At 68.4% G+C, this 17,243-nt stretch carries 15 protein-coding genes; 10 read left to right on the top strand and 5 right to left on the bottom strand.

Features of this window, described 5'->3' with window-relative positions; translation table 11 throughout:
* From LF41_RS15020 to LF41_RS15005, 4 genes are read left to right on the top strand one after another with little or no spacing between them, the layout of a single operon-like run.
* The gene (locus LF41_RS15020) at positions 1-1,014 is read left to right on the top strand and encodes an N-acetyltransferase DgcN family protein (RefSeq protein WP_036171494.1); all 1,014 of its coding nucleotides are present in this window, start codon (positions 1-3) and stop codon (positions 1,012-1,014) included.
* A complete protein-coding gene (locus LF41_RS15015; RefSeq protein WP_237577807.1) occupies positions 1,011-2,126 on the top strand; it encodes a YkvI family membrane protein in 1,116 nt (371 codons plus the stop codon). The genes LF41_RS15020 and LF41_RS15015 overlap by 4 nt, the downstream gene beginning before the upstream one ends.
* Before the next feature lie 28 nt (positions 2,127-2,154).
* Positions 2,155-3,753, top strand: a complete 1,599-nt coding sequence (locus LF41_RS15010) for a serine hydrolase (RefSeq protein WP_036171490.1) — start codon at positions 2,155-2,157, stop codon at positions 3,751-3,753.
* Positions 3,754-3,804: 51 nt separating this feature from the next.
* Positions 3,805-5,094 (top strand): metal-dependent hydrolase family protein, encoded by a 1,290-nt coding sequence (locus tag LF41_RS15005; protein WP_036171488.1) that lies wholly within the window; start codon positions 3,805-3,807, stop codon positions 5,092-5,094.
* 3 nt (positions 5,095-5,097) lie between these two features.
* On the opposite strand, the gene LF41_RS15000 is transcribed toward LF41_RS15005, so the two are convergent.
* Positions 5,098-6,765, bottom strand: a complete 1,668-nt coding sequence (locus LF41_RS15000; protein ID WP_052116502.1) for a TPR end-of-group domain-containing protein — start codon at positions 6,763-6,765, stop codon at positions 5,098-5,100.
* 132 nt (positions 6,766-6,897) lie between these two features.
* On the opposite strand from LF41_RS15000, the gene LF41_RS14995 reads away from it, so the two are divergent.
* From LF41_RS14995 to hemC, 4 genes are read left to right on the top strand one after another with little or no spacing between them, the layout of a single operon-like run.
* The gene (locus LF41_RS14995; RefSeq protein WP_036171486.1) at positions 6,898-7,578 is read left to right on the top strand and encodes an alpha/beta hydrolase; all 681 of its coding nucleotides are present in this window, start codon (positions 6,898-6,900) and stop codon (positions 7,576-7,578) included.
* Between the two features lie 2 nt (positions 7,579-7,580).
* Positions 7,581-8,648, top strand: coding sequence for a sensor histidine kinase (locus LF41_RS14990; RefSeq protein ID WP_036171484.1), 1,068 nt, complete (start codon positions 7,581-7,583; stop codon positions 8,646-8,648).
* Positions 8,649-8,664: 16 nt separating this feature from the next.
* Positions 8,665-9,408 carry a LytR/AlgR family response regulator transcription factor gene (locus LF41_RS14985; RefSeq protein ID WP_036171482.1) on the top strand — a complete coding sequence of 248 codons (744 nt, stop codon included), beginning with the start codon at positions 8,665-8,667 and terminating at the stop codon, positions 9,406-9,408.
* 24 nt (positions 9,409-9,432) lie between these two features.
* On the top strand, positions 9,433-10,341 hold the full coding sequence (gene hemC, locus LF41_RS14980; RefSeq protein ID WP_036171480.1) for a hydroxymethylbilane synthase: 909 nt from the start codon (positions 9,433-9,435) through the stop codon (positions 10,339-10,341).
* Here hemC and LF41_RS14975 read toward each other — a convergent pair.
* From LF41_RS14975 to LF41_RS14960, 4 genes are read right to left on the bottom strand one after another with little or no spacing between them, the layout of a single operon-like run.
* A complete protein-coding gene (locus LF41_RS14975; RefSeq protein ID WP_036171477.1) occupies positions 10,335-11,267 on the bottom strand; it encodes a dimethyl sulfoxide reductase anchor subunit family protein in 933 nt (310 codons plus the stop codon). The genes hemC and LF41_RS14975 overlap by 7 nt on opposite strands.
* A gap of 8 nt (positions 11,268-11,275) precedes the next feature.
* Positions 11,276-11,620, bottom strand: coding sequence for a heavy metal-binding domain-containing protein (locus tag LF41_RS14970; RefSeq protein ID WP_202594062.1), 345 nt, complete (start codon positions 11,618-11,620; stop codon positions 11,276-11,278).
* An 11-nt stretch (positions 11,621-11,631) separates the two neighbouring features.
* The gene (locus LF41_RS14965) at positions 11,632-12,384 is read right to left on the bottom strand and encodes a 4Fe-4S dicluster domain-containing protein (RefSeq protein WP_036171475.1); all 753 of its coding nucleotides are present in this window, start codon (positions 12,382-12,384) and stop codon (positions 11,632-11,634) included.
* On the bottom strand, positions 12,381-15,263 hold the full coding sequence (locus tag LF41_RS14960) for a molybdopterin oxidoreductase family protein (RefSeq protein ID WP_052116514.1): 2,883 nt from the start codon (positions 15,261-15,263) through the stop codon (positions 12,381-12,383). Before LF41_RS14960 ends, LF41_RS14965 begins: the two co-directional genes overlap by 4 nt.
* A gap of 49 nt (positions 15,264-15,312) precedes the next feature.
* Here LF41_RS14960 and LF41_RS14955 point away from each other — a divergent pair, with 49 nt between their 5' ends.
* Positions 15,313-16,281: a helix-turn-helix transcriptional regulator gene (locus LF41_RS14955; RefSeq protein ID WP_036171471.1), complete on the top strand. Its 969-nt coding sequence runs from the start codon at positions 15,313-15,315 to the stop codon at positions 16,279-16,281.
* Positions 16,281-17,186 (top strand): patatin-like phospholipase family protein, encoded by a 906-nt coding sequence (locus tag LF41_RS14950; RefSeq protein ID WP_036171468.1) that lies wholly within the window; start codon positions 16,281-16,283, stop codon positions 17,184-17,186. Before LF41_RS14955 ends, LF41_RS14950 begins: the two co-directional genes overlap by 1 nt.
* Positions 17,187-17,243 lie beyond the last annotated feature (57 nt).

Raw genomic sequence — 17,243 nt, 5'->3', positions numbered from 1 at the left:
ATGAACGTCGTTTTGCCGCAGCCGTACCTGTTGTTCCTCGGCGACACCACCGAGCCGGGCTATGCCAAGACGGCGTTCGGGTTGCGCGATTGGGCGCCCGAACGCTGCATCGGCGAGTTCTCGCTCCCGGGCGCCACGGTGACGACGGGCCTGCCGTTCCTCTCGCCCGCGCAGGCCCGCAACTCCGGCGCGCAGGCGATGGTGATCGGCGTCGCCAATGCAGGCGGGTTCATCCCGCCTGCGTGGATCGCGGCACTGGTCGAAGCCCTGGAATCCGGGCTCGACCTCGTCGCCGGAATGCACGCCCGCTTGCGCGACATCGCGCTGCTGCGCGAGACCGCCGCGCGCCTGGGCCGTCGCCTGATCGATGTCCGCGTTCCGCCCGAGGGCATTCCGGTAGGCACGGGCAAACGCCGCACGGGCAAACGGTTGCTGACCATCGGCACCGATTGCGCGCTCGGCAAGAAATACACCGCGCTCTCGCTCGCGCGTGCGTTCCAGTCCCGGGGCGTCGATGCGACGTTCCGCGCGACGGGACAGACCGGCATCCTGATTGCCGGCGGCGGGATCCCGATGGATGCAGTCGTGGCCGACTTCGCCGCCGGGGCCGCCGAGCTCCTCACGCCCGATGCGCCCGCCGCGCATTGGGACGTGGTGGAAGGACAGGGTGCGCTGCACCACCCTGCGTATGCCGGCGTGTCGCTCGCGCTGCTGCATGGCAGCCAGCCCGACGTGATCGTCGTGTGCCACGAACCGGGCCGCGAACGCGTGCTCGGCCATCCCGACTATCCAGTGCCGGGCCTGCGCGACACGATCGAACTCGCACTGCGCCTGGGTTCGCGCACGTCGCCGCGCATCCGGTGCGCGGGCATCAGCCTCAACACCGGCAAACTCGATGCCGATGAAGCCGCACGCGTGATCGCATCGGAAAGCGACCGCCTCGGCTTGCCGGTCGCCGATCCGATGCGTGGCGGCGAGGCGTTCGACCGACTCGTCGACGCGTGCCTGTCGTGAGCGACTCGCGCTTCCAGCGCTGGATCATGCCCGGACTGGCGTTCAAGGCCGCGGTGATCGGCGGCGGCTACGCGACAGGCCGCGAGCTGGCGGAATACTTCATCCCGAGCGGCCCGCAGGGCGGCGTCATGGCCATCGTCGTGGCGATGGTGGCGTGGAGTGCGTTGTGCGCGTTGACCTTTGCACTCGCGCACGCCACGCGCAGCTATGACTACCGCACGTTCTTCGCACAACTGCTGGGGCCGTTCGCGATCGTCTTCGAAATCGCCTACCTGGTCTTCATGGTGTTGATCCTCGCCGTGTTCGGCGCGGCGGCGGGCGCGATCGGCAACGCGATGTTCGGGTGGCCGACGCTCGCCGGCACGCTGGTGTTGATGCTCGCGATCGGCGCGTTCACCGCGTTCGGCAACGCCTCGGTCGAACGGCTCTTCAAGTACGTCTCGTTCCTGCTGTACGGCGTGTACGTGTTGCTGATCGTGTTCGTGCTGACGAAGTTCGGCGGACAGGCGACCCAACAGTTCGCGACGCCGGTACCCACGGACGGTTGGCTCTCGGGCGGCCTGACGTACGCCGGGTACAACATCGTCGGCGCGGTGATGATCCTGCCGTTGGCGCGCCACTTCCTCAGCCGGCGCGATGCCGTGGTCGCAGGCGTGATCGCAGGGCCGCTGGCGATGTTGCCGGGCCTGCTGTTCTTCATCTGCATGATCGCCTGGTACCCGTCGATCGGTGCCGAAGCCTTGCCGTCCGACTTCATGTTGCGGCAACTGGACATGCCGGTCTTCCACTTCGTGTTCCAGGCGATGATCTTCAGCGCGCTGCTCGAAAGCGGCGCGGCCTGCGTGCACGCGGCGAACGAACGCATCGCCGCGACGTGGCGCACCTCGCGCGGTGTCGAACTCACGCATGTCGCGCGGTTCTCCATCGCCGCCGTGCTGCTGGTCGGCTCGATCTTCATCGCGGCACGCTTCGGCCTGGTCGACCTGATCGCGCGCGGCTACCGCGGCCTGGCGTGGCTGTTCCTCGTCGTTTACGTCCTGCCGTTGCTGACGGTCGGTGTGTGGCGGTTGCGCAATCGCGCCGCGCAACCGACGCCCGCGACGCAATCCTGATTCCAACCCCTTCCTGAAGGAAACGCAGATGTCCCGACGTCTCGTCCGTTCCGCGCTCGCGGCCGCCGCCATGCTGGTGGTCGGCAACGCGAGCCTCGCCGCCACGCCGGCCGATCTCGACGCGCAAGTCGAAACCGCGATGCGCACGCACGGCGTGCCCGGCATGGCGATCGCCATCGTCGAACAAGGCCAGCCGAACTTCGCCAAGGGCTACGGCGTGCGCAAACTCGGTTCGCCCGAGCGCGTGGATGCCGACACGATCTTCCCGACCGGCTCCACCGGCAAGGCGATCACGACCGCCGCGCTCGCCGTGCTGGTCGACGACGGCAAGCTGAAGTGGGACGACAAGGTCATCGACCACATGCCGTGGTTCCGCATGTACGACCCTTGGGTGACCAACGAGATGACCGTGCGCGACCTGCTCGTGCATCGCAGCGGCCTGGGCCTCGGCGCCGGCGACCTGATGTTCGTGCCGAGTTCCTCGCGCAGCCGAGCCGACACCGTACGCGCGCTGCGCTACATCAAGCCGGCGACGAGTTTCCGCAGCGGTTATGCGTACGACAACCTGCTGTACGCAGTCGCAGGCCAGTTGATCGAGGAAGTCAGCGGGCAGACGTGGGAAGTGTTCGTGCGCGAACGCGTTCTCAAGCCCGCGGGCATGAGCAGTTCGGTGACGGAGCAGTCCGCGCGGTTCGCCAACCCCAATCGCGCGTGGCCGCACGCGCGACTCGGCGGACGCGTGCGCGGCATGGGCGAGCAGGCGCCGCTCGACGAGCGCAAGACACTCGGCGACAACGCGGCGCCTGCGGGCGGCATTTCGTCCAGCGCGAACGACATGGCGCACTGGATGCAGGTGCAGCTCGGCCATGGCACGTGGACCGACGCGAACGGCAAGCAGGTCAAGGTGTTCTCCGAGGCGCAGTCGCAGCAGATGTGGACGCCCGCAATCCTCACGCCCACCGCCCAGTACCCGGGCAAGCTCGCGGCGTTCTCGCCGAAGTTCTCTGCGTACGCGCTCGGCTGGAGCGTGCGCGACTACCGCGGCGCGAAGCTGATCGACCACGGCGGCGCGGTGTTCGGCGTGCAGACGTACGTCGTGCTGATTCCCGAGAAGAACGTGGGCATCGCGGTGCAGATGAACTCCGAGGACTTCCAGGCGATGCGCGGCATCGCGATGGAACTGGTCGATCATTACCTCGGCGCGCCCGACACCGATTGGGCGACGGCGTTCGACGAGTTCGCCGACAACCGCATCGCCGGCGGCGTCGCCGCGCTGGATGCCGGCGCGAAGGCGAACGGCGCGTCGCCGGGCAAGGCCTCGTTGCCGATCGCGCAATACGCCGGCCGCTACAACGACGCGTGGTACGGGCCGATCGCGATCACCAACGGCAAGGGCGGCCTGCACATCGACTTCACGCGCACGCCCGGCATGGTCGGGCGCCTCGAGCACGCGCAGCACGACACGTTCCGCGCCGTGTGGGACGACCCGAACATCGAACCGGCGTACGTCACATTCGGCCTGGATGCCGAAGGCAAGGTCGACCGCGTGACCATGAAGGCCGTTTCGCCCATCGCCGACTTCAGCTTCGACTACCAGGACCTGTTGTTCACGCCGGTCAGGCAGTAGGCCAAAGCGGCAGGCTATGATCGCCCCCCACATCACCGGGGAGGGGGCGAGATGCGCACGTTCCGTTGGATGTTGTCGGCCCTGCTCGCCATCGCGGGCAGTGCCGCCGCGCAAGACCCGCCGCAGGCCATCGTCCTGCAAGCCGCGCACCTGTTCGATGGAAAGAGCGGCACGCTCGTCTCCCCGGGTCGCGTGCTCGTGCGCGGCAAGACGATCGAAGCGGTCGGTGACTTCGCCGTCCCCGCGGGCGCGAAGGTCGTCGATCTCGGTGATGCGACGCTCGTGCCCGGCTTCATCGACGCGCACACGCACATGGTGAGCGACTACGACGCGTCGTGGACGCGCGGTTTCTACAACTCGATGATGCGCCTGCCCGTCGAGCAGGCCTACCACGCCGAACACAACGCGCACGTCACGCTGCAGGCCGGCGTCACGACGATCCGCGAAGTCGGCGCCGGCGATTACATCGACGTCGCGTTGCGCAACGCGATCGAACAGGGCCTCGCCGAGGGCCCGCGCATGCTGGTGTCCGTGCACGCCATCGGCTCGACCGGCGGCCATTGCGACGGCCCGGCGTTCCCGACGGGGCTGGTGCGCGAGTTCGGCGAAAAGGACGGCGTGTGCAACGGCGCCGATTCCTGCCGCCGCGCCGTGCGCGAGCAACTGAAGTACGGCGCGGACAACATCAAGGTGTGCGCGTCGGGCGGTGTGTTGTCGGAAACCGATCCGGTCGACGTGCCGCAGCTGACGCCCGACGAACTGCGCGCCATCGTCGACGAGGCGCACGCGTGGCGCCGCAAGGTCGCGGCGCACGCTCACGGCGACCGGGCCGCGCGCATGGCGGTGGATGCGGGCGTGGATTCGATCGAGCACGGCAGTTTCCTGACGACCGAAACACTGCAGCGCATGAAGGACAAGGGCGTGTATCTGGTTCCCACGCGCATGACGGTGAAGTTCGTGCTGAAGCAGGCCGACACGTATCCGCCGCACGTGGCGAAGAAAGCGCGCGAAGCAGCCGCCTCGCACGGCGAGATGATGAAGAATGCCCTGCGCATCGGGACGCCGATCGCCTACGGCACCGACGCGGTGGTTTATCCGCACGGCATCAACGCGCAGGAATTCGGCGATTACGTCGAGCTCGGCATGTCACCGGCGCAAGCGTTGATGACGAGCAGCCTGGGCTCGGCGCGCCTGCTCGGCATCGACAAGGAGACGGGCACGCTGGAGGCGGGCAAGTTCGCCGACATCGTCGCCGTGCCGGGCGATGTGTTGCAGGACGTGCGCGCGACCGAGCGCGTGGTGTTCGTGATGAAGCAGGGCAAGGTCGTGCGGGAGAAGTGACCCTCAGGCGATCCGCGACAGCAGCGCCGTGAACCGCGGATGCCCGTGCAGCGGGTCCAGGTCGCTGTCGTGTTCCATCCACGCGCGGTCGCCCCAGCCCAGGCTGACCGCGCGTTCGAGCAGGTCGATCGCGCGTTCGAGGTCGTCCTGTTCGACGTAGAAGCACGCCAGGTTGTACAGCACGACCGGTTCGTCCTGCGCTTGTTTCAGCGCCTGTTCGGCCATCGCGATCGCGCGCTCCTTCTCGCCCACGCGGTACAGGTCCTGCGCGCAGAAATACAGCGCGCGCGTGTCGTGCGGGTTGAGCTTGATGTGGCGTTCCAGCGTGTTGAGCGCGCCCAGGCGCACGCGCATTTCTTCCTGCTTCTGCCCGAGCGAGGCCAGCGTCTGTGCGAGGAACATCGGGACCTGGAAGTCCGCGGGGTTCACTTCCGCCGCGCGGCGGTATTTCTGGGCGGCGCCTTCGTAATCGCCGCGCGAGGAACACGCCAGGCCGTAGTAGTACCAGGCGTCGAACAGGTTGGGGTTCTTCGCCACGGCGACGTCGAAGGCCTGCTGCGCCGCGTCGTATTTCTCGCCGATCAGCAGGGCCAGCCCGCGCGAGGCGTGCGCCTCGGCCGATTCGGGATCCAGCACCACGGCCTGCTCGCTCGCGCGATTGGCGCGCGCTGCGTTGTCGGCCGACGCATCGGCATAGCGGTACAGGTGCGAGTACGCATCGGCCATGCCCGCGTAGGCCAATGCATATTTCGAATCCACCGCGATGGCCTGTTCGAACATGCGGATCGCATGTTCGTAATCGCGCCGCGCCATCGAGTACATGTAGCTGCGGCCGCGCAGGTAGTAGTCGTAGGCTTCCGGGTCGGAGGTCGCGACGGACACCAGCGCGCGCCGTTCCTGCGGCGTGAGCGTCACCTGCAGCGCCTTGACGATGCTGTGCGCGATGTCGTCCTGGATGGTGAAGACATCCTTGAGTTCGCGATCGTAGGTTTCCGACCACAGATGCGAATCGCTGCCGGTGTCGATCAACTGCGCCGTGATGCGCACGCGTTCGCCCGCCTTGCGCACGCTGCCTTCCAGCAACGTGGTGACGCCGAGGTCGCGCGCGACGTCGGGGATCTGGAAATCCTTGCCCTTGTAGGCGAACGACGACGTGCGGGAGGCGACCTTCAGCTGCGGCAGCTGCGTGAGCAGGTTGAGGATCTCCTCGGCGATCCCGTCGCTGAAGTATTCGTTCTCCGTATCGCCGCTCATGTTGACGAAGGGCAGCACGGCGATGGTGCGGCGCCCGTCGGCGGCGGGCGGCGTCGTGCGCACTGCGGTCGGCGGGATGTTCTCCATCGGCGGTGCGGGCGAAGGCGGCGGAGCGGGCGGCGCGATCGGCGCTGGTGCGGGCGGCGATTCGGGCGCGGGCTGGCTCGACATCGGCGGCGTGCGCTCCAGCCCGCGCGGCCCGGCGTCGAACATCCATGCCATCGACAGGGCAATCGGCAGGCCCAGCGCCACCAGCACGATGACCAGCGTGACGGACCAACTCGGGAGTTGCAGGCTCGGCAGCACCGTTGCGGCGACCTGGATCACCAGCCAGCCGGCGATGCCGTAGACGATGAGCACGCGCACGACCCGCCGCCGCCGCAGTTCCGCGAACAGCCGCCCGAGCGATCCCGCCATGTGCGCCTCCGTCGGGGACGCGAAAACGCGCCCCCATCTGCGAGCCAACGCGGCGCACGGGCGCGGTCGGACAGCCGCCGCGCGCACGGCGGGCTTGTTCTAGACTGCGGCGAAGGACAGCGGAGCCCGACCATGGATGCCATCGACCTGCTCGAAACCATCGAAGAGGAGACCGGACCCGATCCGCGCTGGTCCGTTCTGTGGCTGCACGGCCTCGGGGCGGATGGGCACGACTTCGTGCCGCTGGTCCCCGAACTCGCGCGGCCGGGCTGGCCGTCGGTGCGTTTCGTCTTCCCGCATGCGCCCGTGCGCGCGGTGACGATCAACGCCGGCATGCGCATGCGTGCGTGGTACGACATCCGCGATTTCGACCTGGCCAATCGCGCCGACGCCGACGGCGTCGCGGTGTCGACGGCGCAGGTCGGTGCGTTGCTCGATCGCGAACAGGCGCGCGGCATTCCGCCGGAACGGATCTTCCTCGCGGGGTTCTCGCAGGGCGGCGCGATCGCGCTGGCGTCCGCGCTCGGGCGCACGACACCGCTGGCGGGCATCGTCGCGTTGTCCACCTACATTCCGATGTCGCATGCCGACGCGCGCGCGAGGGTCACCGACGCCGCGCGCAGGCAGCCGGTGTTCCTCGCGCACGGCGAATCCGACCCCGTGATCCCGGTGCAGGCCGGCACGGCGACCGCGGCGACGTTGACGGAGCTGGGTTTCGACGTCACCTGGCGCACCTACGCGATGCCGCACGCGGTGTGCCCGGACGAAGTGCGCGACCTGCGCGACTGGTTCGATCGCAGGTTCGCCGGCTGAGCATGGAGCCCGCGCCCGGCGAACCCTGGCTGCCGGACCTGTGCCGCCTCGGGCGGCTGGCGATCATGCTCGGCGTGGCCGAACTGGTCGTGTGCATCATCGCGCTTGCGCCGGCTTCGGATGCCGACTGGACGGCCGCGCGCTTCGCGTCGGCCAGCGCATTCGCGTTGTGGTTGTCGCTCACGGTGTCGGTCGTGCTGTGCGTCTCGCGCAGGCCCTTGTCGCGGTTGCGGCCCTGGATGGGCGGCACGGCGGCGGTGCTGGGCGCGGCGCTGATTTCGGCCACCGGCGCGGCGCTGGTGCACGCGGTGGACAACGGGCTGGCACTCGGGCTGGTGCCGGATACGGTGCGCCTGCACCGGTTCGTCGGCGGCAGCGCGGCGATCGCCACGCTCATCGTCAGCGTGGTGCTGCGCTATCTCTACGCGGTCGATGGCTGGCAGAAGCAGGTGCGCGCGAGCGCGCGCGCCGAGGCCGACGCGCTGCAGGCGCGCATCAAGCCCCACTTCCTGTTCAACAGCATGAACACCATCGCAGGCCTCGTGCGACGCGACGCCGACGTGGCCGAGCGCGCGGTGCTGGACCTGTCGGACCTGTTCCGCGCCGCGCTGGGCGCGGGCGAGGGCGACTCGACCCTCGCGGAGGAAGTCGAGCTGGCCGAGCGTTACCTGTCGATCGAGCAATTGCGCCTGGGCGAACGCCTCCAGGTGCGCTGGCGCGGCCGCCACGACTCGTTGCCCTGGCAGTTGCGCCTGCCGCGCCTGGTGCTGCAGCCCCTGGTCGAAAACGCCGTCCTGCACGGCATTTCGCGGCTTCCGGCAGGCGGCACCATCGACATCGAACTCGCGGTGCGGCCGGATGGGCTGCACATCAGCGTTCATAACCCTGCGCCCCCGCCGAGGGAACGGGACATGGCCGCCGAAGACTTGCCGACCCCGGGGAGGGGCGGGAGCGGCCATGCGCAGCGTTCCATCGCCCATCGACTGGCCTATGCCTTCGGCCCGAAGGCCCGCGTGCACGGACACTGGCACGAGGGCTACTATCTGGCTGAGCTTCGGGTCCCGCTCTAGCAGTAGGAGGCCGATCGTGAGAGTGCTGATCGCCGACGACGAACCCCTCGCACGCGAACGCCTGCGCGGGCTCCTTGCGGAACAGCCCGGCATCGAGCTGGTCGCCGAGGCGGGGGATGGACGCGAAGCGTTGCATGCCTGCGCCACGCACCATCCCGACCTGGTGCTGCTCGACATCGCGATGCCCGGCATCGACGGGCTCGAAACCGCGCGCCACCTTGCCGCATTCGAGCCGCGCCCCGCGGTCGTGTTCTGCACCGCGTACGACGCGCATGCGCTGTCGGCTTTCGAAGCGGCGGCCATCGACTATCTCGTCAAGCCCGTGCGTCCAGAACGCCTCGCCGCCGCGCTCGAGCGCGCGCGCACCTTCGCCGCAGGCCGCAACGGCAACGGCGCGGCGCCGGACGGCGAGCCGCGCCACGAACAACACCGCACGCACCTGTGCGCGCGCCTGCGCGGCAGCCTGCGCCTGATCCCGATCGAAGACGTGCATTACCTCCAGGCCGAAGAGAAGTACGTCGTCGTGCACCACGCGCGCGGCGAGGACCTGATCGAGGAATCGCTGAAGTCGCTGGAGGAGGAGTTCGGCGACCGCTTCGTGCGCATCCATCGCAATTGCCTGGTGGCGCGCCACGAGATCGTCGAGCTCAAGCGCGCGCCCGACGGCCATGTGCAGGCGGTGCTGCGCCACGGCGAGCATCCGCTGGAAGTCAGTCGCCGCTGCGTGGCACACCTGCGCGAGACGGTGAAGCACCTGTAGGCCCGCGCGGGCGATAATGCCCGCATGCCCACGCTCCGCATCGCCACCCGCAAATCCCCGCTCGCCCTCTGGCAGACCGAACACGTCGCCGCCCGGTTGCGCGCCGTGCATCCGGGGCTCGACGTCGTGCTCGTGCCCATGAGCACGCTCGGCGACGAAGTGCTCGATCGCTCGCTCGCCGCCATCGGCGGCAAGGGCTTGTTCCTCAAGGAACTCGAAGTCGCCATGCAGCGCGGGCAAGCGGACTGCGCGGTGCATTCGCTGAAGGACGTGCCGATGGTGCTGGAACCGGGTTTCGCGATGCCCGCGATCCTGGCGCGCGCCGATCACGCCGATGCGTTCGTCAGCAACACGTGCGATGGCATCGATGCGTTGCCGCAAGGTGCGGTGGTCGGCACCTCATCCCTGCGCCGCCAGGCGCAGTTGCGTGCACGCCGCCCGGACCTCGACCTGCGCGACCTGCGCGGCAACGTGAACACGCGACTGGCCAAGCTCGATGCGGGCGAATACGACGCGATCGTGCTCGCCTGCGCGGGTCTGGCGCGCCTCGGATTCGAATCGCGCATCCGCGCGCGACTCGACGCACCCGACTGGTTGCCCGCACCCGCGCAAGGCGCGATCGCGATCGAATGCCGCAACGACACGCCCGACACGTTCGCGCTGTTGGCCGCGCTCGACGACGCATCGACGCGCGAATGCGTCGAAGCCGAGCGCGCGATGAACCGCGCGCTGCATGGCAGTTGCCACGTGCCGGTCGCGGCATTCGCGCGCCGTCAGGGCGCGACGTTGCATCTGCAGGGACTCGTGGGGTCGGCGAGCGATGGCCGCGTCGTGCGCGCCGAATCGACGGGCGCCGATCGCGAGGCGCTGGGGATCGAAGTCGCGCAACGCCTGCTGGACCAGGGCGCGCGCGACTTCATCGACGCTCAGTAATACAGCGTCACCATGTGCTTGGCTTCGGCGAAGAACAGCCAGCGTTCGACGAAGGCGCCGGCCAGCGCGCTCAGTGCGGCCACGACCAGCAGCGGCATCGAATGCAGGTGCGGCACGATCACCGGTGCGAGGAGCACGATCGGAATGACCGCAAACAACGCCACCGATGCAACGCGTAGCCATTTTGCGTGTTTGCGCGCGACGACGAACCCCATTTCCCTGGTCAGATAGTTCGCTTCGGTGTGGGGCCGCTCGAAGACCGTCGCAGTGCGACCGGGCAAACCGATTGCGTCGCCGCGCGTAGCCGGCAATGCCGCGCCGATTGCGCGCCAATAGCGCACCTTCATGATCCAGAGTGCGGCGGCGAGCAGGATCAACAGCAAGGCCGACGAATCAGGCCCGCGGATCACCATGTCGAGCAGGCCGCCAGTGAACAGGGCGAACAGCACGTACACCGTCGGCACAAGGCGGTGCCGCCAGGCCGGGATCGGCTTGAGTGAGGCGTAGATCATCGCGGTGCAGAACACCGTCGCCATCGCCATCGCCATTGCCAGGACGGCGATTCCCCGACCCGTCCAGTCGAATGAGGGCATCGTTCCCCGCGCATCGCCGTCCATCAGGTCCGGCAACAACGTCGCCGCAAGCGCCACGGCGGCGACAAAGGTCGCCAGAGAGGCCACGCCCTCACGCGACAGCCAGGAGGTGCGCCATTGCGAAAACGCACGCCACGCGCGGGCCGGCTTGCCGAGATGCCACAGCGAGCTGAGCAGGCCGATCGTCGACAGGACGACGGAGACAGCGATCGCGATCAGCAACGCGCGCGGCTGACCCTGCCCGCACAGCACCGCATACGCCGTCCAGAACAACAGCCCGTAACCCGCGCCCGACAGCGTGGTGAAGAAGATGACCGACAGCGCGGGATGCATTTAAGCGATCACTCCAGCACGACCGCGGTGCCCGATGCGGACACCATCAGCATCGAGCCGCCGTCCTGGATCTGGATGGTCTCGTAATCCAGGTCAACGCCGACGACCGCGTTGGCGCCCATCTCGCGCGCCTGCTCCATCATGTCGTCGATCGCCTCCTGCTTGGCCTTGCGCAAGACCTTCTCGTACGCGCCAGATCGGCCGCCGAGGATGTCGCGAATGCCGGCGAAGAAGTCGCGGAACATGTTCGCGCCGAGGATCGCGTCGCCGCCGACCAGGCCCTTGTAGGCGACGATGCGGCGTCCTTCTATCGAATGCGTGGTGGTGACGAGCACCGGGGTTTGGTCGGCCATGCGGGAACTCCCTAGCGGCGGAGGATGCGGTCGAGCCAACGCTTCGGCGTGGCTTCCGTGGTCGTGTCTTCGGCAACGGCGACGTCATCGCCGCCCGCGCGGCGCGGCCGCGGCGGCAGGTAACGATTGACGGGCGCGTAACCGAGTTCGGGCAACAGCGGCAGGCCGCCGCGTTCGGCGACGAGTTTGGACACCTTCGATTCCGGATCGCCCAGGTCGCCGAAGTGGCGCGCGCGCGTCGGGCACACCTGCACGCAGGCCGGCTCGCGTTCGGATTCGGGGAGGTTCTCGTTGTAGATGCGGTCCACGCACAGCGTGCATTTCTTCATCACGCCTTCGACTTCGCTGTACTCGCGCGCGCCGTACGGGCAGGCCCATGAACACAGCTTGCAGCCGATGCACTTGTCCTCGTCGACGAGCACGATGCCATCGGATGCGCGCTTGTAGCTGGCGCCCGTCGGGCAGACGGTGACGCACGCGGGGGTTTCGCAATGCAGGCACGAGCGCGGGAAGTGCAGCGTCATCGCCGGTTGCGCGGGCGCTTCGGGCGTTGCGGGCACTTGCTCCAGTTCGTACGCGTGGATGCGGTTGAACCAGACCCCCGCCGGATCCTTGCCGTACGGCTTCTCGTCGGTCACCGGCCCGGCCATGCCGCCGCTGTTCCACTGTTTGCAGCCCGTCGCGCATGCATGGCAACCCACGCACGTGTCGAGGTCGATGACGAGCCCGAGCTTCTTCTTCGACGGCGGCGGCAGATCGGTCATGGCAGCGTGTCGTCCGTCGAGGTCTTGCTGGGATGTTCGTGGTTGCGCGACTTCGCGCCGTAGCGCAGCGGGTGGTCCGGCGCGGGTTTGAACTGCAGCGGTGCGAACTGCGGCGCGCTTTCGTCGGCGGTGGCGTCGGATTTGCGGATGCGCACCCGCAGGTCGAACCACGCCGCCTGGCCCGTCACCGGGTCGGCGTTCGCGTAATCACCCTTCGGCGTGACGTCGGAAATCAGATGGTTGAGCAGGAAGCCGCGCTTGCTCTCCGGCGCGTCCTTCGACAACCGCCACGCACCGCGGCGCTTGCCGATCGCATTCCACGTCCACACCGTATCGGGCTGCACGTTGCCGGCAAAACGCACCTGCACGGTGATCGTGCCGTGGTGCGAATCGACATCCACCCAATCGTCCTCCGCGAGCCCGTAGCGCGCGCCGGTGTCGGGATGCACGAACAAGGCGTTGCGCGTCTGGATCTGCCGCAGCCACGCATTCTGCGAATGCCACGCGTGGTACATGTGCATCGGGCGTTGCGTGATCGCGCTGAGCGGATACGTCTCGCGCGAGGTCTGGTCGTGCTCGAACGGCTCGTACCAGATCGGCAGCGGATCGAAATACGTCGCCACGCGCGTGCGGTGTTCGTCCGGCGGCTGGTGCGCGCCGTGTCCGAGCGCCGCAAGCCGGAACTTCTGCAGCGTTTCGGAATACAGCTGCATCACGATGGGTTGTTCGTTGGGCACGAAGCCGAAGCCGTGCGCCCAGCGCAGGTAATCCCGGTTCGCCATCTTGTAGTAGCGCGCCGATTCGGGAATGGGCGAATGCCAGAACCCGCCGTGCGCGATGTACTGCTGCAACTGGTGCGGGTTCGGTGCGCCCTTGCCTTCCAGCGATCCGTCTTCGCCGCGCCAACCGGCGAGCAGGCCCACCCCGGGCGTGCGCTCGTGGTTGACGATGTAGTCGGCGTAGTCGGCGTACTTCGGCGCGCCGTCGGCTTCGACCATGCCGGGCAGGCCGAGGCGCGCGCCGAGTTCCAGCAGCACGGTCTGGAAACCGCGCACGTCGCGCGGACGGCCGTCGTCGGTCGGCTGCGTGGCCGAATCGAAGATCGGATGGCGGATCGCGTCGCTCGCGCAATCGGCGTCGGAGATCGGGCGATCGAGCAGCGAGATCGCGTCGTGGCGTTCCAGGTACGTCGTGTCCGGCAACACCAGGTCCGCGTAAGCGACCATTTCGGACGCATACGCATCGCTGTAGATGATGCGCGGAATGCGGTACTCGCCGTCCTCGAACGTGTCGGTCAGCCAGTGCATCGTCTCGGACGTGTTCATCGCCGAGTTCCAGCTCATGTTCGCCATGAACATCAGCAGCGTGTCGATGCGGTAGGGATCGCCCGCCCACGCGTTGCGGATCATCGTGTGCATCATCCCGTGCGCCGCGAGCGGATACGCCCACGAATACGCATGGTCGATGCGGCGCGGCTGGCCGTCGGCGTCGACGACGAGATCCTCGGGTGCGTGCACGAAACCGAGCGGTGTCGAATCCAGGCCGCCGTCCGCGCGCCGCGCCTTGCCGGGGCGGTTGCCGGGCGGGATCGGTTTCGGGAATGGCGGCTGGAACCGGAACGAGCCCGGCGCGTCGACGGCACCGAGCAACAACTGCAACACGTGCAACGCGCGGCACGTATGGAAGCCGTTGCTGTGCGCGCTGATGCCGCGCATCGCATGCATCGACACCGCGCGGCCTTCCATCGTCGCGTGTTCGCGGCCCCAGGCATCGGTCCACGCAATCGGCAGCGAGAGTTTCGAATCGAACGCGGCGCTCGCCAGTTCGCGCGCGATGCGGCGGATCGTGTCGCCGGGGATTCCGCATCGCTCGCTCACGGCGTCCGGTGCGTATTGCGGATCGAGATATCGTTCTGCGAGCAACTGGAACACCGGCACGGCGGTGCGGCCGCCGGGCAGTGTGTATTCGCCGACGACCATCGGCGTGGTGTCGACCGCGCGCGCATCGACGGCGCCGCGTTCGCGATCCCAGCACAGCACGTTGCCGTCGAGGTCGCGCGCGAACAGCCCATCATCCGCGCCGCCCGGATTGCGGACCACCAGCCAGTGCGCGTTGGCATAGCGCACCAGGTAGTCGAGGTCGATGCGGTCGCTGCGCAGCAGTTCGTGGATCAGCGCGAAGGCGAACAGGCCATCGGTGCCCGGGCGGATGCCGATCCATTCGTCCGCGATGGCGCCGTAACCGCTGCGCACCGGGTTGACGGCGACGATCTTCGCGCCGCGCGCCTTGAGCTTGCCCAGGCCGAGCTTGATCGGATTGGAGTCGTGGTCTTCGGCCACGCCCCACAACATCAGGTACTGCGTGTGGTCCCAGTCGGGTTCGCCGAATTCCCAGAACGAGCCACCGAGCGTGTACAGCCCGCCGGCGGCCATGTTCACCGAACAGAACCCGCCGTGCGCGGCGTAGTTGACCGTGCCGAACTGCTGCGCCCACCACCCGGTGAGTGCCTGCGATTGGTCGCGGCCGGTGAAGAAGGCCAGTTCATCGGGGTTGCGCGCGCGGATCGGCGCGAGCCACGACGTCGCGATCGCCATCGCCTCGTCCCAGCCGATCTCCTTGAACTCGCCCTTGCCGCGCTCGCCCACGCGCAACAGCGGCCGCGTCAGGCGCGCCGGCGAGTAGTGCTGCATCAACCCGGCCGAACCCTTGGCGCACAACACGCCGCGGTTCACCGGGTGGTCCGGATTGCCCTGGATGTAGCGGATGCGCCCTTCGAGCGTCCACACCTTGATGCCGCAACGGCATGCGCACATGTAGCAGGTCGTGGCATGGACCGCGTCGCCGGGAGAGGGCGACGGATTGAGCTGGGGCTCGCGCATGCGGCGATTGTAGAAGAAGCGCACCCCCGCATCTGCTTTAATCTGTGCCATGGACCGCTACGAACGCATCAACGCCCTCCACCGCCTCCTCAAGGCCGCGCGCTACCCGGTGACGGTGGCGCGGCTGCAGGACGAGCTCGGGTGCTCGCGCGCCACCGTCTACCGCGACCTGGCCTTCCTCCGCGACGGGCTGATGGCGCCGGTGGTGGGCGACGGCGAGGCCGGCTTCAAGTACGACGCCAACGAGGACGACCGCTTCGAACTGCCGGGCCTGTGGCTGAATTCGGAAGAGTTGCACGCGCTGCTGGCCGCGCAGCAGTTGTTGGCGCGCAGCGGGGGCGGGTTGCTGTCCACCGCGCTCGCGCCGTTGCAGTCGCGCGTGGAGAAGCTGCTGGAGGAGCAGGCCGGCGGCAAGCAGTGGCCGGTGGAGCGCGTGCGCGTCATCGCCTCGCGCCCGCGCCGCCTGGACGAACACGTCTTCCGCGTCGTCGCCTCGGCCGTGCTCGGTCGCCGCAAGCTCGCCTTCGACTATCGCGCGCGGTCCACGGATGAGAAGACGCGGCGCACCGTGTCGCCGCAGCGCATCACGCACTATCGCGACAACTGGTACGTCGATGCGTGGGACGAGGATCGCGAAGGCCTGCGCAGTTTCGCGGTCGATCGCATCGGCGCGGCCAAGATGCTCGACGGCGCGGCGCGCGACATCGAGGACGCACAACTCGACGAACACCTGGCCTCGAGCTACGGCATCTTCTCCGGCCCGCCGAAGAACTGGGCGACCATCGTGTTCAGCCCGAAGGCCGCGCGCTGGGTGGCGGACGAACGCTGGCATTCGCAGCAGCAGGGGCGCTTCCTGCCCGACGGGCGCTACGAGTTGAAACTGCCCTACAGCAATTCGCGCGAGCTGCTGATGGACATCCTGCATTACGGCAGCGATGCGGAAATCATCGAGCCGCCGGTGCTGCGCGAACAGGCGCGTTCGCTGCTCGCGCTCGCCATCTCCAACTACGAGCGCTGATGACGCCCGCCGATCCGCCGAAGATCCGCAGCGGGGAAAAGGTCGCGCTCGTCCTGGGCGCCGGCGGCGCGCGCGGCCTGGCGCAGATCGGCGTGATCGAAGCCCTGCAGGCGCGCGACATGGACATCGTCGCGATCGCCGGGTCGTCGAGCGGTGCGCTGGTCGGCGGGCTGCATGCATCGGGCAAGCTCCCGGAGTATCGCGACTGGCTGCTGTCGATGGATCGGCGCACGATGCTGCGCCTGCTCGATCCGGGGTTCGGCCGGTCGGCGTTGTTCGAAGGCACGCGGCTGATCGCCGCGCTGCGGGAGATCGCGGGCTCGCCGAAGATCGAGGACCTGTCGATCGACTTCACCGCGGTGGCGGTCGACGTGCTGCGTCAACGCGAGGTGTGGTTGCGCGAGGGCGACATGTGGGATGCGATCCGCGCGTCGTTCGCGATCCCGGGCTTGTTCACCCCGCACATGATCCACGGGCGCGCGCTGGTGGATGGCGGATTGCTCGCGCCGCTGCCGATCGCGGCCACGCGCTTGTCCGATGCCCATCGCCTCATCGCGGTGGACATGCACGGGTGGCCGCAACGTCCGCCGGGCGAACCGGCCGAACAGGGTGCACCCTCGGGGCCGACGCCGCGCAGCTGGCTCACCGCATGGATGCACACGCGCGCGACCGACGCCTCGGCCGAAGCCGCGCGCACGCGCCTGGGCTTCACCGACCTGATGGCGCGCTCGCTCGACACGATGCAGGCGCAGATCGCCCGCGTGCAGCTCGCGCTCGACCCGCCCGAGCTCGTCGTCCGCATCCCGCGCGACGCCTGCCAGTTCTACGAATTCTGGCGCGCGAAGGAGTTGATCGACATCGGCCGCAAGGAAGCCGACAAGGCCCTCGACGCCGCCGGCTATTGATCGCAGCTCCTGAGATCACCGCCCCCGAAGCTCCGCTCCAACGTCAACGGAGCGAAC

The organism is Lysobacter dokdonensis DS-58 (assembly GCF_000770795.1).
GTDB lineage: Bacteria > Pseudomonadota > Gammaproteobacteria > Xanthomonadales > Xanthomonadaceae > Noviluteimonas > Noviluteimonas dokdonensis.
The sequence above is the reverse complement of the archived record's forward strand: the minus strand, read 5'-3'. Positions and strand labels throughout refer to the sequence as shown.